The sequence below is a fragment of the Cellvibrio sp. ARAG 10.3 genome, assembly GCF_051846955.1.
In the GTDB taxonomy this organism is placed as follows: Bacteria; Pseudomonadota; Gammaproteobacteria; order Pseudomonadales; family Cellvibrionaceae; genus Cellvibrio.
In genome coordinates, this window is sequence record NZ_JBPYCU010000020.1 from 37,834 (window position 1) to 60,254 (window position 22,421).

General features: G+C 44.6%; 16 protein-coding genes. 10 read left to right on the plus strand and 6 right to left on the minus strand.

From position 1 onward, the window contains the following. Positions 1 to 71: 71 nt before the first annotated feature. The 3 genes from ACSV5M_RS18885 (at position 72) to ACSV5M_RS18895 (ending at position 4,678) form a co-directional block, all read left to right on the plus strand. Positions 72 to 422 (plus strand): glycoside hydrolase family 3 N-terminal domain-containing protein, encoded by a 351-nt coding sequence (locus tag ACSV5M_RS18885; RefSeq protein WP_439178130.1) that lies wholly within the window; start codon positions 72 to 74, stop codon positions 420 to 422. A gap of 186 nt (positions 423 to 608) precedes the next feature. Then, a complete protein-coding gene (locus ACSV5M_RS18890; protein ID WP_439178131.1) occupies positions 609 to 2,966 on the plus strand; it encodes an alkaline phosphatase D family protein in 2,358 nt (785 codons plus the stop codon). 269 nt (positions 2,967 to 3,235) lie between these two features. Further along, the gene (locus ACSV5M_RS18895; RefSeq protein WP_439178132.1) at positions 3,236 to 4,678 is read left to right on the plus strand and encodes a carbohydrate-binding protein; all 1,443 of its coding nucleotides are present in this window, start codon (positions 3,236 to 3,238) and stop codon (positions 4,676 to 4,678) included. Positions 4,679 to 4,788: 110 nt separating this feature from the next. Here the strand turns inward: ACSV5M_RS18895 and ACSV5M_RS18900 are convergent, their stop codons facing one another. Continuing rightward, on the minus strand, positions 4,789 to 7,059 hold the full coding sequence (locus tag ACSV5M_RS18900; protein WP_439178175.1) for a multiheme c-type cytochrome: 2,271 nt from the start codon (positions 7,057 to 7,059) through the stop codon (positions 4,789 to 4,791). Positions 7,060 to 7,232: 173 nt separating this feature from the next. Here ACSV5M_RS18900 and ACSV5M_RS18905 point away from each other — a divergent pair, with 173 nt between their 5' ends. The 3 genes from ACSV5M_RS18905 (at position 7,233) to ACSV5M_RS18915 (ending at position 11,658) form a co-directional block, all read left to right on the plus strand. Then, positions 7,233 to 8,576: an AraC family transcriptional regulator gene (locus tag ACSV5M_RS18905; protein ID WP_439178133.1), complete on the plus strand. Its 1,344-nt coding sequence runs from the start codon at positions 7,233 to 7,235 to the stop codon at positions 8,574 to 8,576. A 162-nt stretch (positions 8,577 to 8,738) separates the two neighbouring features. Then, positions 8,739 to 10,190, plus strand: coding sequence for a sulfatase-like hydrolase/transferase (locus ACSV5M_RS18910; RefSeq protein WP_439178135.1), 1,452 nt, complete (start codon positions 8,739 to 8,741; stop codon positions 10,188 to 10,190). 13 nt (positions 10,191 to 10,203) lie between these two features. Beyond that, positions 10,204 to 11,658 (plus strand): sulfatase family protein, encoded by a 1,455-nt coding sequence (locus ACSV5M_RS18915; RefSeq protein ID WP_439178136.1) that lies wholly within the window; start codon positions 10,204 to 10,206, stop codon positions 11,656 to 11,658. A gap of 54 nt (positions 11,659 to 11,712) precedes the next feature. Here ACSV5M_RS18915 and ACSV5M_RS18920 read toward each other — a convergent pair whose 3' ends face one another. From ACSV5M_RS18920 to ACSV5M_RS18935, 4 genes are all read right to left on the minus strand, one after another. Beyond that, on the minus strand, positions 11,713 to 12,963 hold the full coding sequence (locus ACSV5M_RS18920; RefSeq protein WP_439178137.1) for an NAD(P)/FAD-dependent oxidoreductase: 1,251 nt from the start codon (positions 12,961 to 12,963) through the stop codon (positions 11,713 to 11,715). A 63-nt stretch (positions 12,964 to 13,026) separates the two neighbouring features. After that, positions 13,027 to 13,335: a 2Fe-2S iron-sulfur cluster-binding protein gene (locus ACSV5M_RS18925; protein ID WP_439178138.1), complete on the minus strand. Its 309-nt coding sequence runs from the start codon at positions 13,333 to 13,335 to the stop codon at positions 13,027 to 13,029. A 48-nt stretch (positions 13,336 to 13,383) separates the two neighbouring features. Continuing rightward, the gene (locus ACSV5M_RS18930) at positions 13,384 to 14,553 is read right to left on the minus strand and encodes a cytochrome P450 (protein WP_439178139.1); all 1,170 of its coding nucleotides are present in this window, start codon (positions 14,551 to 14,553) and stop codon (positions 13,384 to 13,386) included. A gap of 418 nt (positions 14,554 to 14,971) precedes the next feature. After that, a complete protein-coding gene (locus ACSV5M_RS18935) occupies positions 14,972 to 15,910 on the minus strand; it encodes a sugar kinase (RefSeq protein ID WP_439178140.1) in 939 nt (312 codons plus the stop codon). A gap of 212 nt (positions 15,911 to 16,122) precedes the next feature. Between ACSV5M_RS18935 and ACSV5M_RS18940 the strand changes: the two genes are divergently transcribed. Continuing rightward, positions 16,123 to 17,046, plus strand: coding sequence for a hypothetical protein (locus ACSV5M_RS18940; RefSeq protein ID WP_439178141.1), 924 nt, complete (start codon positions 16,123 to 16,125; stop codon positions 17,044 to 17,046). A gap of 47 nt (positions 17,047 to 17,093) precedes the next feature. Here ACSV5M_RS18940 and ACSV5M_RS18945 read toward each other — a convergent pair whose 3' ends face one another. Next, on the minus strand, positions 17,094 to 18,977 hold the full coding sequence (locus ACSV5M_RS18945; protein WP_439178142.1) for an agarase: 1,884 nt from the start codon (positions 18,975 to 18,977) through the stop codon (positions 17,094 to 17,096). A 25-nt stretch (positions 18,978 to 19,002) separates the two neighbouring features. On the opposite strand from ACSV5M_RS18945, the gene ACSV5M_RS18950 reads away from it, so the two are divergent. The 3 genes from ACSV5M_RS18950 to ACSV5M_RS18960 all read left to right on the plus strand — a co-directional run bounded on the left by ACSV5M_RS18950 (position 19,003) and on the right by ACSV5M_RS18960 (position 22,419). Next, positions 19,003 to 19,302 (plus strand): hypothetical protein, encoded by a 300-nt coding sequence (locus tag ACSV5M_RS18950; protein ID WP_439178144.1) that lies wholly within the window; start codon positions 19,003 to 19,005, stop codon positions 19,300 to 19,302. A 186-nt stretch (positions 19,303 to 19,488) separates the two neighbouring features. Then, on the plus strand, positions 19,489 to 21,066 hold the full coding sequence (locus tag ACSV5M_RS18955) for an MFS transporter (protein WP_439178146.1): 1,578 nt from the start codon (positions 19,489 to 19,491) through the stop codon (positions 21,064 to 21,066). 213 nt (positions 21,067 to 21,279) lie between these two features. Further along, positions 21,280 to 22,419 carry a mandelate racemase/muconate lactonizing enzyme family protein gene (locus tag ACSV5M_RS18960; RefSeq protein ID WP_439178147.1) on the plus strand — a complete coding sequence of 380 codons (1,140 nt, stop codon included), beginning with the start codon at positions 21,280 to 21,282 and terminating at the stop codon, positions 22,417 to 22,419. Positions 22,420 to 22,421: the final 2 nt, after the last annotated feature.

A 22,421-nucleotide genomic window follows, 5' to 3' on the forward strand; every position in this document is an offset into this window, starting at 1 on the left:
CTTTTTTTACACCGTAAACGAATAATTAAAAATAAAAAAGCAGGTTTCTTTATGCTTAAAAAAGCAACGATATGTATTTTTTTATTTCATCAGTGCAAGCCTATTGCTCAGATAGTGCCTCTGGAAACCAGCCTTGGTTTGATTCGGAACAGATTTTTGAAACGCGCACTGAATTATTAGTCAGCGCCATGACGCTGGATGAAAAGATAGCGCAGTTATCACATGCAGCACCTGCTATTCCTCGGTTAAATGTGCCTAAATATAGCTGGTGGAATGAGGCCTTACATGGCGTGGCGCGCAATGGAAAGGCGACAATATTTCCTCAGGCGATTGGCTTGGCGGCGACTTTTGATCCCGATCTTGCTCAAAAAGTGGCATCGGCGATTTCGGATGAGGCGCGCGCAAAGTATAAAATTTCCTAATCCATTGGCAATAATGGTCAGTATGCCGGTCTTGAGCTCTGGATGCCCAACATTAATATTTTTCGCAATCCGCGTTGGGGTAGGGGTAGGAAACTTATGGTGAAGCCCCTTTGCTAACCGCAGCTATTGGCACTGCATTTACAGATTATTTCTCAATAAAAATGACATTTAATGAGTAGATGATATATGTCTAATATTTTTTCACGTCGCGACGCATTAAAACTGGCGGTTGCTGGCTTGGCAACTAGCACCATTGGCTGTTCACTAAACACCCACAATGAAAAGCCGGTTAAGCACCAGCTACTGGATTTCCCTGTGTCGGATAGCTGGAGCAATAGTCATGATCGCATATGGATTGGTGGCGAATATTGGGCAAACCCTATGGAGGACTGGCGTATTATTAATGGTGCTGCTGAATGTTTAAGTACCGGTGGAAATCGTAGTATTCACTCATTGACCCATCAGCTCACTAATTCATCGGGTGTTTTTTCTACTTCTGTGCGGATAAAAAAAGTCGCCCTAGGTGAGCAGGACGGTGGCGCAGGTATACGTGTTGGTGTGAACAGCGATATTAGAGAATATCGCAGTAACTGTTTTGTACAACAAGGCTTTGACGCCGGCATTATTCATAATCATTTGGCGCTGGGGAATAAGCGCATCGAATTGCTTCAATCATTGGGCGATGCTGAGGTTGAATTAAAACTTTCAGGCGAGCCGCGTATTGGTGTCTATGCATTAACCCTTGAAGCAAGATTGGTGGAGACAGGTCAATTAATTGGACAATTAGATGACCTGGTCGCAACTGAGAGCATCATGGGTAATGTTTGTGTGGTTAGCAACTTTAGCCTTTCTTCGGAGGTGTCGGCAAACCCCAAAGGGAGCCGCTACAGTTTTTCAAAATGGATAATGCAAGGTGATGCATTCAACTATGCTCCCGAGCAGAAATTTGGCCCCATTTTATGGACCATGTATACACTCAATGATACCCGCACAGACGAAGGTTTTGTGTTGAAATTGAGTGTGTTAACTGGCCCTATGGGAGAGAATGATAGCAAGGAGGTTGAGTTGCAAATTCAACAATCTGGCCGTTGGGAATCTTTGGCGCGCGCTGAGCTTGATCCAAATGCCTGGTTGGCGACCTTTCGCATAGCTCATTGGAATGAAAAAGAGGATGTCAGCTATCGCGTGGTTTATCGCGAGCAGCGTCGCGATGGTGGTCATTTGCCAGACTATTTTTCGGGTACTATTAAAGCCAACCCTATAGGGCGTCCATTGCGTATGGCGGCACTTACTTGTCAGAACGATTATGCATTTCCCTACGCACCTGTTGCGAATAATGTGGTTGCTTTGAATCCAGATCTTATTTTGTTCTCTGGTGATCAAATTTACGAAAATCACGGTGGTTTTGGTTTTATTCGAGCACCGGAAAAGCCGGCGACCTTAAATTATTTGCGGAAGTTTTATCAGTTCGGATGGGCATTCAGAGAGGCTATGCGTCATTCGCCCACTATTTGTTTGCCTGACGATCACGATGTGTTGCAGGGTAATTTGTGGGGTGAAGCGGGCGCGGAGGCACCGGCTGAGGCACCTATAGCAGGCAATGTCGATGCCTGGGGTGGTTATGTCACCCCGGTATCTGTGGTGAATCTGGTGCATAAAACACACACGGCGCATCTGCCAGAACCATTTGACCCAAGACCCATAAACAGAGGGATTAGCACCTATTACACCGATTTGGTTTATGGCGATGTGAGTTTTGCAATTCTTGCCGATCGGCAATGGAAAAGTGGCCCTGAACAATTAAATATTCAAGTGGGGGTTACGGGTGAGGGCGAGCCACCAGCTTATATTAACCCCGCTTATGATCGTCCGGATTTGCAATTGTTGGGCAAGCCCCAGGAAAATTTCTTAGCACATTGGGCTAAAGACTGGCGTCATCATTCATTGAAAGCCGTGTTGAGTCAAACCGTTTTTGCGGGAATCTCCACACATCAGCCCACTCCGAATAATTATCTAAAATATGATTTTGACTCTAGCGGTTGGCCCGCCAGTGCCCGCAATCGTGCCATAGCAATTATGCGTGAATCCAAAGCGCTGCATATTTGTGGTGATACTCATCTTGGCTCTTTGTGCCAATATGGCGTAGATGCGCAACGGGATAGCAACTGGGCCTTTTGTACCCCGGCTATTGCAGCCGGTTGGCCGAGATGGTGGCGGCCAGATGATCTAGCGCTTAATTACACTAGTAGGCCCTCTCACGGTTTGTCACAAACCGGTGAATATTTGGATAGCTTTGGCAATAAAATCTATGTTTATGCCGTTGCCAATCCGGAGGTGGGTAAATCCGCAAATCGCTATATTCAAGCTCATGAAAAGGGCAGTGGTTTTGGGTTTATTCTTTTTGATACCAAGGCCAAAACCTACACCATGCAAGCCTTTCGATTTTTGGTGAACATAGCGGATAACAATCCGGCTAATCAATTTCCCGGCTGGCCTGTGGTGATTCATCAAGAAGAAAATATAGGGGTAAATAAATTGGCTTAGCCGTATATTTTCCTAAGCTCTTGATTTAATAGTTTTATTTTTACCCAGCCGAAGTCTATCTGGCGCGGCTTTTCTATTTAGGTCAACGGGTCATTTTATAACCTATTGAAATTTGTTAACAATTAACATATATTGATTTGGAGAGGGCTTAGCATCAGGTGGCTCTGCTGACATAGACGTCGAGATAAATAAAAATAATATTTATGTTTTCCTTGATTTTCTGCGAAACGTTTATCCAGAACATAAAAATAATCTTTTGGAGAATTGTTATGAAAAAAACTGTTCTAGGGCTTACAGCCCTTATGTCATCTATTGTTGCGATGAGTGCTTCAGCTGCGGATTGGGATGCATACCCTGTCCCTGCCAACCCCGGAGCTGGAAAGGTTTGGCAGTTGCAGCCACAATCTGATGAATTTAATTACAACTTTTCTGCAACCCCTTCTGCAGCCACCTTCGGTGGTAAATGGACTAACTTTTATCACAATAGTTGGGAAGGGCCTGGCCCAACTAAATGGCGGCGTGAGAATGTCGCTGTAAGTGGTGGTCAGTTGCAAATCAAGGCAACAAGACTAGCTGGCGAGACTAAAACATACGACGTTGATTTGAATTTGGATGGTGTAAATGAACAATTTACATCACCGGCTACTCGCGCAGGATGCATTACCTCAACGACCAGAGTTAGGTATCCAGTGTTCGTAGAAGCGCGAGTGAAAATCGCGAATGCTGTTATGGCTTCGGATGTGTGGCTGCTAAGCCCAGACGATACTGAAGAGATTGATATTCTCGAAGCATACGGAGGTAAGGCTGCTCGAAACGATTGGTTTGCGCGTCATTTGCACTTGAGTCATCACTTATTTATTCGTAATCCCTTCACGGATTATCAGCCGCGAGATGCTAGTACTTGGTATGCTGGCCAAGGTACGAACTATTGGACTGATAACTGGGTAAATATAGGTGTTTATTGGGCTAGCCCAACCCGTCTCGAATACTACGTGAATGGTCAGTTGGTTAAGGTGATGGATAAACTTAATACGGTGAATGGTATTGATGGAATCGATCCTTGGAATATAACTGGTGGTAAGGGCATTACCAAAGAGATGGATATCATAATCAACATGGAGGACCAGAATTGGAATGCTGCTCAAGGTCGGCAGCCCACCGATGCAGAAATTACCAATGTAAATAACCACACCTTTAAAGTTGATTGGATCCGGGTCTACAAGCCTGTTGCCTCAGCTACCAGCAGTGCTCCTGCGACCAGTAGTAGTTCTAGCAGCGTCGCAAACAACAATGTCCAGTTAATCGATTTTGCGAGTTATTATGATACTGGTAAATCTACAGCTCCAGTGTCTGGTGATAATTACATTGGTTTTAACAAATCGGGCGCCGGTAATATTAATTACAACACCGTTGGTGACTGGGCTGACTACTTGGTGACACTTCCAAGTGATGGTAAATATAAATTTGAAATCATTACAGCATCACCTATGGCCACCAATGGCATTGGTGCAAAACTCAGCATTGATGGAATTTATGTCGGCACTATTAATGTGGGTTCCACAGGTGGCTGGGAAGTGTATAGCGCATTCGCACTTGCTAATAATATCCCCATTGGTGCTGGCACGCATACCGTTCGTATAGAAAGTACAGGTACAAGTGCTTGGCAGTGGAATGGCGATCAAATCCGTGTAACGCGAGTTGGTAATCTTTGATTAGACCGCCAAAGTAGATTAACAAGGTTAGGTGATGACAAATACCCATGCTTTATCAAGTATAGGTATTTGTCAGTACACCAAGTAACTGCTAGTGAAATTGGCTTTTATTAGTTCTGAATCCTATCTGTTTGCTGAATTGAATGCAGCTTTTTTATATAAGTTTGTGCTTCATCTATACGTTTTTCCTTATATAAATAATTAATTAGCAAATTTAAATTATCCGGACGTTGTTCTGGTGCTTCTATTAATACTTTGATTGCCTCTGATCTGCGCTGAAGTTGCTCCAGCGTTAAGGCATAAGCTTGCAAATAACTAAGGTTAGTGTTGTCTAATTCAGTTGCGCGGCGCAACGCTTCTTCAGCGGCGATGTAATTTTTTTTACGAATTAAACTTAACCCAAGAGCGTAGTGTAAGGTTGCATGGGTGGGGTTTTTGGCGATTCCCGCCTGTAAAATCTTCTGCGTTGCATCTTCTGACCCCTGAGTTCGGTAAATATCCGCTAGGTTTAAATAGGCATTGGCAAGCAGGGGTGATAATTTAATCGCTAGTTCGTAGGCGGCTTTAGCGGCGGTGATGTTTTGTTGTCGGGCGTAAAAAATGCCCAAATTCATTTGTGCTTCTGGTGTATCAGCATTCACTTGTTGGGCTTTAATATATTCCGCAAATAATGTGCTCAGTTGTAGTTGAATATCCTTGTTTACTTCTTGAATATTAATGTCTGCTAACAATCGTGCTACCTCTAATCGCACGACTTTAGTTTTATCCTTGGCCAATGGTAATAAATAATCTACGCGTTGAGCGACTGGCAGCGCTGCAAAAAAACTTACTGCCGTCTTGCGTACCAATGGTTCCTTGGCTGTTAATTGCTGCTGAGCGGTGGCTAAACTTGCTGCTGTGGGTGGCAGTAAACTCAGTGCAGTGGCTTGCGCCAGGGCGGGTGCTGTGGGGCTGGTCGGGGAATTGATAAGTTTTATGAGTGCTTGTTCGGCGCTCGTCTGCCCCTGTTGCGCAGCGTGAATGGCTTGGCCGTAGTGTGCGGGTAAGGTTTTATTCTGTTTTGCCAACCAACCTTGTAGTGCTGTTGCAGCCCAGAGATTTGTTTTGTTTTGATGGCAAGTAACGCAGGCGTTAGGCGTACCTAATGTATTGCTCAAGTCGGGGCGTGGAAGGCGAATGCTGTGATCGCGGCGTGCATCGACCATCATATAATTCGTGCTCGGCATATGGCAATTGACACATTGCGCACCTTTACTCTTGGCGGTGTGGTGGTGATGCTTGGGTGTGTCAAAATGGTCGGGTGCGTGGCACTGAGTGCACACTTGATTTCCAGGTGCGCGCAACTTAAGTGAGTGAGGTTCGTGACAATTGCTGCAGGTCACCCCTTTATGAAACATGTTGCTCTGCAAAAAAGAGCCCATTTCAAATACTTCATCGCGAATTTGACCATCGGGGTAATAGAGCGGCTCTTCCAAGAGCGATAAATCAAATGCATTATGAAATTCTGCGGCTGGGGCGCCATAAGGCAGTGTTTCGCCAATTTGTGCGCGTCGCCCATGGCAAGAGCCACACACATTTATTTGAGTATCATCTCTCTCTCCGCTGTGAACCAAGGTCGGCCGTTCTTGGGTTTTTAGCCAAGCGCCAACAGGGCTAAGCGACACATCAAAACCACTATAGGGATATTGTTTAGCTGAATCATTTTTTACTAATTGAAAGTGCTTTTGGCCTGGTCCATGGCAGGCTTCGCAACTCACATTGATCTCTGACCAGTGAGTGCTGTAAGTATTATTGGTTGCATTGTAATTGCGTTCAAGATTGGTGGAATGGCAGGCCGCGCAACGACTGTTCCAGTTAAAGTATGGGCCAGTCCAGTGCAATAGATCATCGTGTGGAATAGCTTCATTAGGGTAGAGGTGATACCAGCGTTGTCCTCCATCTTCTCTAGGGCGTGAGTCCCAGGCAATGTTAAGTGCTTGATATCGGCCATCGGGAAAGCCGATCAAATATTGTTGTAACGGAAAAAAGCCAAAAGTATAGCTAATTCTAAAGTGCTCTCGCTCCCCTTGGGCATTATCAGTCTCTACCCAGTATTCGTCTTTTTTGCGATAAAAACGGGACCTTCTGCCAAAGTGTTCAAATACTTGGTTATTAAAATTCCCTAACACCGATTGCTTGGATGCTTTACGCATAGCCCAATCGTGATCGGAACCTTGCCATTGTTGATATTCTTTTAGATGACAGCTTTTACAGGTATCTACGCCGATGAATTTTTCAGAAGAGGCTACATTCTTCTCATGGTGATAGTTTTCCGCGCTAACATTTAGAGCGAAACTTATTAAAAGCAAAAATCTCAGAGCAGATGTACTAAAAGCATTCATAATGGTCACGGATTTTAAAAATCGTTAAGGGTCCTAAGCAGTGCAGCTGAGAATAGAAAGCTAGCCTGTAATCAGAGATCTTAATAATAATTTATTATTGCTGCGATTTGGTAGGTGTAGGCTAGAGTGCAGCTATAGTGAACGAATAAATTATTTTGGAATTGGCCATTATTATGATTGATATTCCGCTTAACACCTTTTTTTATATCTTATTTCCAATATTATCAGCACAGCTGATACTAATGGTGTTGGTTTACTTTTCGTTGGTGAGTAAGCTAGTTTTGTCTGGTTATGGTTATCATCTGTGCTATCTCCTTGGTTATGTCTTTTATCTCCTAGGTAAGGCATTGCAACATTTTGCTGAGGAAGATTCAAAATTAATTATTCTATTTACTCGTGTACTCGTGTTATTTGCTCTGGGGATTCCCTCAATGGTGATTGCTACAGCCTTGCAAACCGGAATTCAAGTGACAAGAACTTGCCGATGGCTGCTGTATTTATTTGGGATGCTGGCGACGACTAGTTACATTGTCATAATGGATGCGACTGTTGGGCAACTGTTGTTGCCTGTTGGCTTTGGTGTGCTGCTGCCGTTTACCCCTAGTGTTAAGTTCGCGGAATGGAGCTTGGCGCTTTACCTTGCTCTAGCATTGATTGCCCCCTGTTGTTATCTGCTTTATCGACAGCTCAAGGGGCGGCGCAGCCCTGTCGCATTAAGTTTTCTAGCAGGTAGCGTTAGCTTCGGGCTATTTCATTGCGTGACTACGTTGTTTCAGCAAGCCTATGGGTTGCTTTACGTGGGTGCCATAGTGACTGCTTGCTGTTGGTGCTGGGCGGTGTATCAGGATATTCGCTACACCAAAGGGCAGGCAGAGCTGCTGCAGGAGGAGTTGCAGCTATTAATTGGCTCGGGCAAAGGCGCTTCAAAACAAGAGATCGATACCTTACTGGGACAGTTGGAAGCTAACACTTGCGGGAATCTTGCGCTCTATAAACTTAAAGTGCGTGAAGCTATCGATCGTCTAACCGGTTTAGGGATTGAGGCCGGGGGCAATCTCGATCATCTTTTGGCGCGCAATCTGGAGCGCAACCAAGCACTCGAGCATAGTGCGGATCTGGCCTCAGTGCGTGCGCTCATTGCGGATGAGGCCCTGGCCTTTTCCTCCTTGCTGACTCAATTGCCCAGGGAGCGGGAAAGTTCAATTGTTGCGCGTGCTCAGGAGTTTATCAGCCAGCATTATCGCGAGGAAATTGATATGGCCCGCATTGCTCAAGCGCTTAATATCAGTCAGTCCTATCTTATGCGAGTATTCAAAAAAACTACTGGCCAAACGTTGAATCAGTATTTAGTCGGCACGCGAGTCCATCAGGCTAAAAAATTGCTTTTGGTGCAATCTGTCACTGCTACTGCCTTTGATGTTGGCTTTAACAGCGCCAATTATTTCAGCACTGTATTTAAAAAAGAGACTGGTCAAACACCGGTAGATTTCCAGAAAGCGCATCAACAGTCATTGTAATTAGTGAAAATATGCTTCTTTTACCGGATTATTCATATCAATCAAGTGGTTGTGGCATTGTTCAGGATTTTAAAGGGCGCAATGCAGGAATTTGAAGGTCAAATTACAGGCTGAGTAGTAGGCTATCAGTCATGATTAGTCCCTTGCTGCGAGCCATATACCATGCTTAAGAATAAGTACAACGCTGTTTTCAACTATTTATCTTACCTGGGCTTATTGTTGTTCATCGCTAGCGCTTTGCCATCTCACGGTGCTACGCCACTCAAGCCTAATATCCTTTTCATTCTTGCTGACGATGCCGGTTTTGCCGATTTTGGTTTTCAGGGCAGCACTGAAATTCCTACGCCCAATTTGGATCAATTGGCCCAGGAGGGTGTGGTTTTTAAGCAGGCTTATGTCAGTGCCTCGGTCTGTGGACCTTCGCGCGCTGGATTGTTAACGGGTAAATATCCCCAGCGGTTCGGTTTTGAGGAAAACAATGTACCGGGCTATATGAGCAGCTCAGGCGCCACAGGTGATGATATGGGCACGCGTTTGGATCAGTTGACTATGGCTAATTATTTGGCTGAACGCGGTTATCGCACCAGCCTTATAGGTAAGTGGCACCAAGGTAATGAGGATAGGTTTCATCCACTCAAGCGGGGATTCGATGAGTTTTTTGGCTTTCGCGGCGGTGCGCGCAGTTACTTTCCTTTTACTCAGACGCATCCCAGTTCGCGCCGGGAAGATTTTCTAGAGCGCAATTTCAATAATTACGGTGAAAGCTCCCTCTACCTGACTGATGCTCTGGCGAATGAGGCTATCGAGTTTATCAAGCGCAATAAACATCAGCCTTTTTTTACTTTTCTATCTTTAACTGCACCTCATTATCCAATGGAGGCAGAGCAGGGCGATCTTGATCAATTTCCGCATTTGAGCGGGGAACGAAAAACCTATGCTGCCATGATGTTTAGCATGGATAGGGCTATAGGGCGAGTGTTACAAGCACTGCAAGAGCAGGGGTTGAATGATAACACCTTGGTGATATTTACCAACGATAATGGCGGGCCCAGCGATCACAATAGTTCGATTAATCTCCCTTTGAGTGGCACCAAAGCCAATTTGCTGGAGGGCGGTATTCGAGTGCCTATGATTATGCGTTGGCCGGGTATAACTCAGCCGGGCAGTAGTTATAGCCATATGGTCTCCACACTGGATTTGTTGCCCACTTTTTATGCCGCCGCTGGGGGCGATGTACAACAGGTTACAGAATTGGATGGTGTCGACCTTAAACCCTTTCTGCAAGGAAAGCACACTGAGCCTCCCCATAAGAATTTATTTTGGCGGGAGGGGCCGATAGCAGCCCTTCGGCAGGATGATTGGAAACTTTTGCGCTTTCCTGATCGTCCGGCAGAGCTTTACAACATTGCAAAAGACCCCTCCGAATTAACTAACCTGGCGCTAAAAAATCCATCCAAGGTCAGCGAGCTTTATCGACAATTGTTTGTTTGGGAGTTAACGCTGGAGCGCCCCGCATGGCAACTTAAACCCGAATTTTTAGGTGCGATAATTAAGCGCATGGATGATTACTGGCATAAACCGGTACAACAAGATGCCTTTAAAATCCGTGACTGACAGGAGAATCAAAATGATTAGATTAGGTAAGCTGTTGGTACAGCACGTGCTTATACTGACGATAAGTTGCAGCGCCCTAGGCGCGGATAACCGCCCGAACATTGTGGTAATACTGGCCGATGATTTGGGCTATAACGATGTTGGATTTACCAATGGTCAAACTGAAATTCAAACACCCCATCTCGACGCGCTGGCTAATGAGGGGGTGGTTTTTGAAAACGGCTATGTAACCCATCCCTATTGCGGCCCGTCCCGTGCCGCTTTAATTACTGGGCGTTATCAGGCGAGGTTTGGCATGGAAAACAATGTGAGTTATTCCCCCGATGACAGATACATGGGGCTACCGCTAACTGAAAAAACCTTTCCTGCACGACTGCAAGAATTCGGCTATAAAACCGCGCTTTTCGGTAAATGGCATTTAGGGGGTGCGCCACATTTTCAACCCAATGAACGCGGCTTTGATTATTTTTATGGATTCTTGGATGGCGGCCACAATTACATGCCCGGAGAAGTTCATCTTGGGGCCGGGGGTTATTTATTGCCAATAATGCGCAATCGAGATGTGGCGGAATTTGATGAATACTTAACCACCGCCTTAAGTCGCGATGCAGTGCGTTATGTTGAACGAGCCAGCAAAGAGCAGGCGCCATTCTTTATCTACATGAGTTACAACGCACCTCATGCACCGCTCCAGGCGCCGCAAAGTTACATTGATAAATACACGCATATTAAAGATGAGAAGCGTCGTATCTATGCCGCTATGGTAGATGCCATGGATGAAGGTATAGGCATGTTGATTGATGCCTTGAACAGAACCGGAGAGCTTGAGAATACTCTGCTTTTCTTTTTAAGTGATAACGGTGGGCTTTATCCATATTCCTGGTGGCCGAACTATACTTGGGCCGATAATAGCCCTTTTCGTTTTGGAAAGGTGGCACTTACGGAAGGTGGTATTCATGTTCCTTTCATTGCTCATTGGCCCAAAAAAATCACCAAAGGAAAGCGTTTGAACGGATTGGTTTCCTCTTTGGATATTGCTGCTACCTCTCTAGCGCTAGCGGGAGCCAATGTTCAGGGTGCCGAACTCGATGGAGTCAATTTAATTCCCTACCTTACTGGTAGCAGCAAGGTGTCGCCGCATAAGGCGTTATTTTGGCGCATGGAAGAGTCAGATAATTTATGGGCAGTGCGCACAGAAAAAGAAAAATACCTACACCAGCCTCTACCAGGTTTAGGTCTCGCTTTTTTTGATATGGTTAAAGACCCGAATGAACAGCACAATATTTTCGGCCAAAGACCTGAACAAGAGAAAAAGTTAGCCAAACTTTGGAATGACTGGAACAGGAAAAATCGGCCTAATTTACTATTGCAAAACGAAGAATATGAAAAGCGGCGCGCTAGTTTCTATGAGGCTCTGTATCAAGAGAACTTGAAGGACGCACAAAAACCACAGTGGTATATCAAATAAAAATAAATCTTGCCACTTACATTGAGCGGCAAGATTTTATTGGCAATGAACAGTTTATTGCAATTGTTCTAATGTTAATTCGCGATTTCTGTCCATCAATGCGGTTTTGTTGATGCGCGTTTTAGCCTTGATTATTTTTGTCCCCATGACATAGGCTTTGGCGTTGTTGATTGCATCTACCGCCAGCAACTCATCGCCGGAAAAATACCAAGCAGAGAATTTCTGATCTGAATTGTGCTCATGCCGAATAATGACTTGGTCATAGCCAGTTGAAAGCCCTACCATTTGTAATTTTATATCGTATTGATCCGACCAGAACCAGGGCAGCGCATTATAATCTTGCGCTCTTCCACAGATAGCCAAGGCCGCTATTTTTGCTTGATCAACGGCATTTTGTACCGACTCCAAACGTATATAACGTTGATAATGGGGATTAAAATGATAAGTGCAATCGCCAATGGCATAGATGTTTTCATTGCTGGTACGTGCTTGTGCATTGACACAAATACCATTTTCAATGATTAAGCCCGCTTGTTCTGCGAGAGTTTTATTTATCCGCACCCCGACACCTACAATAATGATATCGGCTGAATATTCTGTGCCGTCACTGGTAATTACTTTATTAACACTAGCATTCGTGGTAATGGCACTGACATTTTTATTGGTAAGAATTTTTACGCCATGAGACTCATGCAGCTGTAAAAAGAAAGCCGACAGTTCAGGTGCGGTGACACGGGCAAGAATACGATTTTCACGCTCAAGCACTAGCACTGATGCTCCTAATTTTCTTAGCGAGGCCGCCGCTTCCAAACCTATATAACCGCCACCAATAATCACAACACGTTTGCTTGAGCTCTTGTGAATCGCGGCCTTGATGGCCAAGCTATCCTCCAGATTGCGCATAAAGAAGAGATTATGCGCATCAGCTAAACCGTTAATTGCGGGTACTATAGGGCTTGCGCCAGTAGCGAGAATTAATTTATCGTAATGGAGTTCATCGCCATTGTGGGTAAAGATTTTTTTTGCGCTAGCATCTAGCTGAGTGATCTTAACGCCTAACAATAATTCGATGCCGTCTTGTTTGTAACTGGCTTCTGGCTTGAGAGCCAATTTTTCGATTGGATCATCGCTGGTAATATAAGTTTTTGACAGCGGTGGGCGGTGATAGGGCAGTCTTGGGTCGCTATCGATAAGTATAATTTTCCCTGCCCAGCCCTCTTTGCGCAGGGAAAATGCGGCGTTAGCACCTGCATGGCTGGCGCCGATAATAATACAAGTTGGTGTTGTAAGCGGATGCTTATTCATAGCGAATGACCCACAATTAATGATTTATGTTTGTTTGGATGTTGTTGATAGCGGTTGGTTGGGTTAGCCAACCACTTCAAGTACCAATCCATCCACCTCTGGATTGATATCAATTTGGCAACACAACCGGCTGCGCTCATTTGCATTATCGTCCAGCTCCAACATATCTTTTTCAATTTCACTGGCAGCAGTTAATTTAGCGGCATGCTCTGTTGGAACATAAACATGGCAGGTCGCACAGGAGCAGACGCCACCGCAGTCGCCGCCAATACCTGGAACGCCATTGTTAACGGCCAGCTCCATCGCAGTGCCGGAAGTCGCTTCCAAGGTGATGCTGTCTTTAGTGGGGGTAATAAAAGTGATTTTTGCCATTTTGCTGTCTCGCGTAAAAGTGTTGAATTCACGGGTTAAATTAAGAAACTATTTGTATAGTTGCAGAAGCAACTTGTGGTAACCCACCTTGCGCTGAAATTCACCCCAGTCTTCAATATTTTCCTGAGCATCACCCAGAGTGATTTTATTGACTTTTTGGCAGAGTTCATCCAATAGAATTTGCATGATTACCCGTGCGTGGGTGGCACCAAGGCAATTGTGATGACTAAAGCCAAAACCGACATGCGGATTCAATTTTCGATCCAGCACCACCTCGTTAGGATTTTCAAAAACCGTTGCATCGCGATTGGCTGAAGCCCAGCAGAGCGAAATCCGAGTATCATTTTTGACTGCGTGTCCACAGACTTCACTGTCTTTAGTGGCGACTCTGCCCATATGGGTGAGGGGGGAGAAATACCGTATTAGTTCTTCAATCGCACGGTTATGAATTTCAGGCTCTTTGCGTAAACGTATCAGCGATTTAGGATTTTCCCCCAAATAAGCGAGAGTATTGGTGACCATATTGATTACAGTATCGCGGCCTCCAGCAAAGGTAAGAACAATGATTCCCTTAATTTCATCGTGAGTTAATTTTCTTCCTTGCACATCAGTGGCTAATAACACTGAAAAAATGTCATCGCCGGGAGATTTTTCCGCTTCGGCTATTTTTTTATCAATATAGTTATAAAGCACCTGGGCTTTGCTTCCATCTAATGGATTGTCTTCGCTGCGAAATACGTGGGTGCCCCAGCTGATAAATACATCCGCTTCTGCATGAGGAATGTTGAGCAATAGGGTTAAGGCGCGAGATTGTAGTGGCAGCGCGAAATCATAAATTGCTTCAATGGAATTCTGTTGTAGTGATTCCTCCACCAACTCCGAAATTTGTTGACGCAAGCGCTGGCGATAACTTTCTTCCAGTGGCCGTTTAAACCAAGGCTCTAAAAAAGCACGGTAATCGCCGTGTAGGGGGGGGTCTACTTCAAAGGGAACCTGACGAATATCGCGAATATTAACTTCAGACGGCACCACGATTCTGCCGGGCGTGGCGGCAGAGCTAAAGGTTTTCCAGTCGTGCGCACATCTTCGTAAATCTTTATGACGTAGCACCATCATCACCGGGTCATTCTGATCATCCACAAAACCAATACCTTGTTCAAGACGGGCTTTTTCAAAAGGGTCGGGAATAGCGGGATGATTGAAGGGGCACTTGCTCATGGGTGAAGTCTCCAAACGACCATTGATAGATTTTTTATGATAAAGGAGAGGTACTGCGACTAATACTCATATAAGATGAAAAAGTATCACAAATTTGACATTCTGTTGCTAGGCGAAACAGAATGAAAAGAGAGAATTTTATTTTCTGAGAATGAAAAGCATCAAACTCTTAAGGTCTAGCCGGAAGTATAATAATTGTTGCGCTTTACGCTTTCTTGAAGGGAATCTGCTGGCTTCTTTTTTGTCTCAGGCCGTATTTAATTTTTCTAACCTCAAGCAAATGACTATTTTAAGATTTGGATAATAATGATCCAAGCATACGTCTTATTGTCCGCGATCTTTTTTCATCGTTTATCTGGCGCCGCAGCTACGCTGGCAGATGGGAGAGTGAAGCGATTCCAAGATTGTTATTTTTCTACTAGCTTGATAGGTTTTTCAGGTAACGGGCGAATAGGTTCTTGTTCAGAATAGCTCCTCTGTGCTGAATCACTAAAGCAGATATTTTTGATGCAAAACGGATAGCACTTTCGGGGTCTAGCCCGCGAGCACGAGCAGCAAGATAACTACCATTAAATGAATCACCAGCGGCAGTAGTATCGATAGCTTGATCAACTTGGGTAATAGCGATTTCTATTTTTCCTTTGGGTGATTGGTAAACAATAGGATTAGGGCCATTTTTAATAATAACTTCATCAATATCATAATCGTCTAGAATTTCGCAGACCGCCGTAGTGGAATCTAATTGATAAAGATTTTTAAAATCCTCCAAGCTTGGCAAAACCAGGTTGCTGGCACGAAAGGCGAGCTCATATTGAGATTTGCAATCTTCAACTGAAGACCATAATTTTTCTCGGTAATTAGGGTCGAAGATTATCAGAGATCCCTGCTTCTTTAGCCAATGAATGAAATCCCAAAAAATAGTACGACTATCTTTTTCTATGATGGCCAGTGAAATTCCCGAAAAAAATACTTGATCAGGAATTATAAAGTTATCGGCAGAAAACTGCTCTGTATGTAAACGCATGACGTATTTTGCAGCTGCGTCGTTGCGCCAATACTGAAAGCTACGCTCCCCACTGCTGGTGTTATTTATCATATATAGGCCCAGGCTTTTGCTTGGGTGCTGATAAATTAACGAGGTGTCTATGTCCTCTTGCTGCAGAGCGGTCATTAAGTCATTACTGGGTGCGTCCATGCCCACCGCGGTCATAAAACAAACCTGGGTCTCTTTCGGCGCGCAACGTTTCAAATATACGGCCAAGCTATGGACATCCCCCGCGAAAGATTGCTGCCATAAACCTGCGCCAGCAGGACTTAACTCCAGCATGCTTTCACCAATAATGACTATTCGTTTCATATTTTTTCGTTATTTGGGCAAAGTTGCGACTAACTATCAACTGATCTATTCTATATTGACAAAACTGAAATGTAAATTGTTGACAAAATTGTCATAAGGGTGCATTGATGGAGGTTTTAGACTAAGCCTAGGGTGTGCGTACAGCTGGCGACGTTTGCACACGTAATGAGTATGCTGATCTAGCATATATTGGTTATTGGGAGGAGGGGGGGGTGTACTTAAACCTGCGTCAGATACTCAGAATCCTATGTTTATCGGGAATAGGAGCTTCATATGAGTGTGTTGGTGCACAAGTTGTACACTACCGTCTTCCCAGTAGCCCTGCTGACCAGTACGAAAATTATACTATTGAGTTGTTAAAACTGGCGCTTGATAAAACCAGGTTGAGTTATGGTGATTATGAGCTTCAGCCTTTGCCGGCTGGTGTTACCAGGTTGAGAGCTAGAAAAGCCGTCGCCAGTAATGAGTATCCTGATTTAGTTATTGAAGATAGTTACGCTGGAGTTCCGATTCCTGATGTGACTTATATAGCATTTCCTGTGGATTTAGGAATGCTGAGCTATCGCGTCTGTTTTGTGAATCCTCAAGTAGCTCAGCTTGTTGCAGTTGTGGAAACATCGGATGAGTTAAAGCGATATCGCATCTTGCAGGGTATTAATTGGGTGGATACCCAGGTTCTAAATAGCAACGGATTTAATACTTTCGAGATGTTTGCGTATAAAAGCTCTTTTCGCATGGTGGCATCTGGTCGTGCAGATTTATTTTGTTTGGGGGCCAGTCAGGTTATGAATGAATACCTGCAGAATAATTCCAGTCTGCGGTTGAGTATTGATGAGAGCTTCTATTTCTACTATAAGCTGCCAAGATTTTTTTTTCTTAATCGTCAAAGCAAAAAATTAAAGAGAAGAATTGAGCAAGGATTGTTAATTGCCTATCACGATAAAAGTCTTCAATCTCTATGGGAAGAAAAATTTTTGCCTAGTTTGATTTTCATAAAGCTAGAGAAACGGAAAAGGTTTGAAATCAATAATTCAATAAACGATGAATTAGATACAGGCTATGAACAATATTTTTTACCACTTTCAGGTGTTTTTGAATTGGTTACATCGTCACCTAAAACTCACCTGAAAAAATAAAAAAGCCATACCCAGACGAGTATGGCAAACATTGCGACAGGGAAATGCTAGAGCTGGTGCTGAGTGGCGCGGCTGTAGTGAAAGACCCGTATTGCAGCCGAACTTATGTAACCTCCTTCATCAGGAAAAGTCACTTCTACTTGGTTGCTGTTGGCAAGTATAGAGTAGGGAACTGGAATTTCAATTACCCCAAAAAAATTCTCTCTACCTTTACCAGCATGATATTGATCATAGCCGCGATAATCTTCAGGTACCGCGATGGCTTGTCCATTCACGGTTACTTGAGGGCGTAAAGATTTTCCATGAGGGCGACCTATACCTAGGCGTAAAGTGGCAGAACCATAATCACCAGTTGTCAGGCTGGAAATTTCAAAGCCGATACTGTTATTAGCACTAATGGCCTTGAGGTATTCGGTGGCATAGATTTTTTGCTCATTTTTCGTCTGATCAATAACTAGATGATTAGCATAGCCGATCTTGATTATCATAGTACCGTCTGCGCCAATGGTAAGAGTATCAGGAAAATCGGTGAGAGCCGTCTCGGTCAACAGCGGTGTTAATTCACTATCGCGATGAAAATGTTTAATCTTCGCATTGACAAATTCCGGATTATGTAACGAGAAATCCTGTAGTTGAAAGGTGACATCGCTAAAGTCAAGATTGTTCACAATGACATAAAGATCCTGGTTATTTACATAAGCATTCACTACCAGGTCAGGATCGGAAGAGCTTATGTCAATGCGTGTGCCTTTTACTTCTGACCAAAGTTGATAAAATTTTATCAAATCGGTGAACACCCACTCCTCACCTGTATCACCTGGTGCCTCTTTACGTTGTCGCAAAAGACGATCATTGTAGGGTACTCCATTTACGCGTCCCCACTCTGCTTTTAGGGGTATAAATGGAATGGTTTTTAGTATGTTGTTGGGGCGTTCAAGAAAGCTCATCAACAAACCATTAATGGCGACCATGCGGATACCATCTCGTTGCGGAGTCCAGGGGTCGTAAAACATGGTATGAATGCTGGCCCCATATTCTGAAATAATGAGTGGTTTGATACTACCGAATTTGATGGTGTCGTAATGCTCAATCAGATCCAGGGTAGCTTCGACATTGCTGCCGCGGCGATATTTTTCGCGGTTGTTGTGAGCGGGAAAATCGTACAGGTGAATAGAATAAAAATCCATATTCTCACCTGCGATATCCACAAATAACTTGTCACGAGTCAACCATTGTTGAAAATCATTTTTATCGTAATCAGGAAAGGCTGTTGTGTAGCCGCCGACTAGAACATCGCTGTTCGTTTTACGAATCTCCGCTGCTACGGTGTTGTGGAAGTGGAATATTTTTTCTACAGCTACAGGGGTGCTAGCTGCATCAACAAGATCGTATAAGGGCTCGTTCATCACTTCTATAAGGCGCGGCTTGGGTTGACCTAATGTATCTTCTGGTCCTTGATTAAAATATTTGGCTAGAAATTGGCCCATGTAATGACCAGTAGCGGTTCCAAATGGTTCGCTTGGGGTGTCAGCTTGTGAAAATGCCCAGCCCTGGGTTGTCGTCTTGCCATCCGGCCAGTAGGGGTGTTGTTGTGCTGCTATGATGCTGTCTGTTAAGCGATTTTCGAATCGGCTAATACTAGTGTAATTCGCACTATTGTTGTAAATCCAACGGGTGTCTCCCCCCTTGGTTGTGGCGTGGCTTTCGCTTACGAAGCCGGGGCGATCAGAATCCTGATTCAATTGACTCAATTGCCATGCCATGGCGCCGGTATCACGGCCAAAATACACATCGTAACCCTCCATCACGTCTCCAATCAGATCGGCTGATGCATTCGGTGCGTTCAAGCTTTGTTGGTTCAAACCCTGCCAATCTGGATCGGTGTTAGTGGAGTGGATGGTGATAAACTTGCTCCGCTCAAAACTATCCACACCGCCTACCTGATGCTTGATATCGATGTTGAAACTTATTATTGGGAGGCTACTAGAAGCAGCGGAAGACACACTATTACTAGTTTGGCTGCTGGCTGAGCTTAAGCTGGCAATCGCGCTGGACGAGGGCGAGCTGGTCGGGTTGAGTATACTGCTGGAGCTGCTGGAGCTGCTGGAGCTGCTGGAGCTGCTGGAGCTGCTGGAGCTGCTGGAGCTGCTGGAGCCGCCACAGGCGCTTAGAAGGAAGACAAAGAATGTTAATAAAAGTGATCGTGTTGGGTATATATTTTTTTTATTTTGCATAATGAGTACCTGCTATCTGTGATTATTGCTATTTTCCCAAAGGGCTACGCTATCATTCTAATGTGCTTGTGTAAATGTCAATTGTTAACAATGGGGATGTGTGTTAGCCTGCCATAGGCTATTCTTGGTGAATCCGGTTGCTTGAATCTTCAGCAATGGTCGCCGGCGGCACTTTTGCTTCCATAATAACGAATGAGTGGTATCTCTTATGTACAGCGCAAATCGCAACGCCTTCTTCTTTTCCTTTGTTGTGGCTTTGGGGGGCTTTGTATTTGGTCTGGATATAGCGTTAATTTCTGGCACTATTAAATATATTATTGCGGAATTTAATTTATCTGCATTCCAGGTAGGAGCCATAGTTGGTGGCGCTACTGGTTTGGGTTCCATTGTGGCGTTGCTATATGCTGGCTATTTTTGCGAGCGGTATGGGCGCAAAAATACCTTAATCGTTATTGCTGCTTTGTATTTGATTTCGGCCGTAGGCTCGGCCTTTGCGATGAGTTTTGAAACCCTCTTCGCTGCTCGCTTTTTGGGTGGATTGGCTTTTGCCTCACTGACGCTCGCCTCCATGTACATTGGTGAAATAGCTCCACCTGAGTTGCGAGGTAAGTTGGTTGGTTTAAATCAAATGAATATCGTTGTGGGAATTTTTGTCGCACAGCTTTTAAATTTTTGCATTATTACAGTGATTGGTTCGCAGCCCGCGTGGGCTAATTGGATTGGTTTGACAGCCTTAACCAGTTGGCGCTGGATGTTAGGGTTGGAAATCTTGCCGGCACTCCTGTGGTTTTTGCTGCTCTTTTTTGTTCCAGAGAGTCCTCGTTGGTTGGTTATGAATGGTTTTAAGCATAAGGCGAAAGAGGTGATTGCAAAAATTGCCCCCGCTGAGATGGTTAAGCATCAATTTGCACAAATTTGTGAAAATTTGAGGGGGGCTGAACATTCGTTAAGCGTAAATGAGCAGTTGGGGTTGTTGTTTAAATCCAGGCTGCGTATTGCGCTTTTTATTGGGGTTGGTGCGGCCATGCTCCAATCTCTATGTGGAATGAATGCTGTTTTGGGATATATGCCGTTCATTTTTTCACAAGTGGGTGGGGGCGATGTCAGTGCTTTTCAGCAAACTGTATGGGTAGGTGCGATAGGCTTATTTTTTACATTCCTTGCATTGCTAATGATAGATCGAATGGGGCGTCGGCCAATTTTACTGTGGGGTTCGGCTTGGGCGGCCATAAGCATGGGTATTGTCGCGTACGGTTTTGCCGAGGCAACCTATATGTTAACAGCGGAATCTGTAGCAGCCTTTGACGGCAGGATGGATACGGGACTGCTAGCCCCGATGCTCGACGTCGAATATTTGAGTGATCTGGAATTTAAGAGAGCGCTGGCGGCAAATCTAGGTTCGATAGCGCCGAGTTCATTGCAGGCTGATTTACTGAATGTAGCAGCACGTATGCAGGGAGTGCTGGTGTTTGCAGGACTGATTGGTTTCGTGGCGGCATTTAACTTTTCGCTAGGTCCGGTTATGTGGATTTTGCTTTCCGAAATATTTCCCACACGAATAAGGGGTGTGGCGATTCCCGCTTGTGCGCTGGTTTGTACACTGTTTGGTGGAATATTGGTGCCTACTCTGTTTCCTTGGCAAATAGAAGTTCAGGGTGTTGCAGCCACATTCTGGATATACTTCTGTTTTTGTGTTTTGGGGGCTTTTTTTGTTCTAAAAGTGGTGCCGGAAACCAAGGGTAAAAGTCTGGAGGAAATCGAAACCCTGCTTACCGCAGGTAACTAATGTTGCGTTGCGGCATTTGTCATGGTCTAACCTAAGCATTGCGTTGCACAAAGCTGCGATCGGGCAGTGTCGGAAGGAGCACCTCTCTCGCCAACTCTTGTTGTTCTGCATGATTTTTCCGCATCCATTATTTGAAAATCATTGAACTTTTTTACTTTACAATGCGCTGACCCGAGTGTAGATTGTTAACAATACACATTTTGGGGTCGGCCTATGCTTAATGCGCTTCCTTGCAAGAGTCATCATGAGCTCTCTGCAACACACATCAAAGCTATCAAAACTGAATATTACCAGGTGCCTCTGGTTGAGGTGTTATCCGATGCAAAACATGGCGACCACACATGTTTTGAATTGCTGGTTTGCCGCATCTATTGTCAGGATGGCACAGAAGGGGTTGGTTATACCTATACCGGTGGTAAAGGTGGGCGTGCTATTTATTCCCTCTTGGATGATGAGTTAAAACCGATGTTAATTGGTCGCGATGCATCGGATATTCACGCGATTTGGGAGGATTTGGGCTGGCATCTGCATTACGTAGGGCGCGGTGGCTTGGTCAGCTTTGCCATCTCCGCTGTTGATATCGCTTTGTGGGATATTCGTTGTAAACGTTTGGACTTGCCGTTGTGGAAACTGGCGGGAGCTGCCAATAACAAAACCCGTTGTTATGCGGGTGGTATTGATTTGAATTTCAACGAGCAAAAGCTACTGAAAAATATAGAAAGCTATTTGGAGCGTGGTTTTAATGCTGTAAAAATCAAAGTCGGTAAAGAGAATTATAAGGAAGACGTAGCACGCGTAGCTGCTGTGCGTGAATTAATCGGCAGGGACGCCACATTTATGGTTGATGCCAACTATTCAATGACCGTTGAGAAAGCCATTCGTTTTGGTCGGGCAATAGAGCCGTACGATATTACCTGGTTTGAAGAGCCAACGATTCCCGATGATTACGAAGGTTATGCTCGGATTGCGGATAGCATCAATATTGCATTGGCGATGGGTGAAAATTTACACACCATTCACGAATTTACCTATGCCATTAAACAAGCCAAATTAGGGTTCTTGCAGCCAGATGCATCCAACATCGGTGGCATCACTGGGTGGTTAAAAGTAGCTGAGCTTGCCTATGCACATAACCTACCTGTTTGCAGTCACGGAATGCACGAGCTGCATGTGTCCCTGATGTCTTCCCAGTCTCACGCCGGTTATCTCGAGGTTCACTCCTTTCCAATCGATGCTTATACCACGCGTCCGGTTGTGATAGCTGATGGTTTTGCCGTTGCTTCCGATGAATCCGGTACCGGTGTCGTGTTCGATGAACAATTATTACTTCCACACTTAATTAAACAATCCTGAGA

Bases quoted from the DNA above. Each gene is read 5' to 3' on its own strand.
- ACSV5M_RS18925 (WP_439178138.1), bottom strand. From the start codon at position 13,335: ATGGCAAAAATCACTTTTATTACCCCCACTAAAGACAGCATCACCTTG.
- ACSV5M_RS18950 (WP_439178144.1), top strand. From the start codon at position 19,003: ATGTTGAAACTTATTATTGGGAGGCTACTAGAAGCAGCGGAAGACACA.
- ACSV5M_RS18920 (WP_439178137.1), bottom strand. From the start codon at position 12,963: ATGAATAAGCATCCGCTTACAACACCAACTTGTATTATTATCGGCGCC.
- ACSV5M_RS18910 (WP_439178135.1), top strand. From the start codon at position 8,739: ATGCTTAAGAATAAGTACAACGCTGTTTTCAACTATTTATCTTACCTG.
- ACSV5M_RS18885 (WP_439178130.1), top strand. From the start codon at position 72: ATGTATTTTTTTATTTCATCAGTGCAAGCCTATTGCTCAGATAGTGCC.
- ACSV5M_RS18905 (WP_439178133.1), top strand. From the start codon at position 7,233: ATGATTGATATTCCGCTTAACACCTTTTTTTATATCTTATTTCCAATA.
- ACSV5M_RS18900 (WP_439178175.1), bottom strand. From the start codon at position 7,059: ATGAATGCTTTTAGTACATCTGCTCTGAGATTTTTGCTTTTAATAAGT.
- ACSV5M_RS18890 (WP_439178131.1), top strand. From the start codon at position 609: ATGTCTAATATTTTTTCACGTCGCGACGCATTAAAACTGGCGGTTGCT.
- ACSV5M_RS18955 (WP_439178146.1), top strand. From the start codon at position 19,489: ATGTACAGCGCAAATCGCAACGCCTTCTTCTTTTCCTTTGTTGTGGCT.
- ACSV5M_RS18915 (WP_439178136.1), top strand. From the start codon at position 10,204: ATGATTAGATTAGGTAAGCTGTTGGTACAGCACGTGCTTATACTGACG.
- ACSV5M_RS18895 (WP_439178132.1), top strand. From the start codon at position 3,236: ATGAAAAAAACTGTTCTAGGGCTTACAGCCCTTATGTCATCTATTGTT.
- ACSV5M_RS18960 (WP_439178147.1), top strand. From the start codon at position 21,280: ATGCTTAATGCGCTTCCTTGCAAGAGTCATCATGAGCTCTCTGCAACA.
- ACSV5M_RS18935 (WP_439178140.1), bottom strand. From the start codon at position 15,910: ATGAAACGAATAGTCATTATTGGTGAAAGCATGCTGGAGTTAAGTCCT.
- ACSV5M_RS18930 (WP_439178139.1), bottom strand. From the start codon at position 14,553: ATGAGCAAGTGCCCCTTCAATCATCCCGCTATTCCCGACCCTTTTGAA.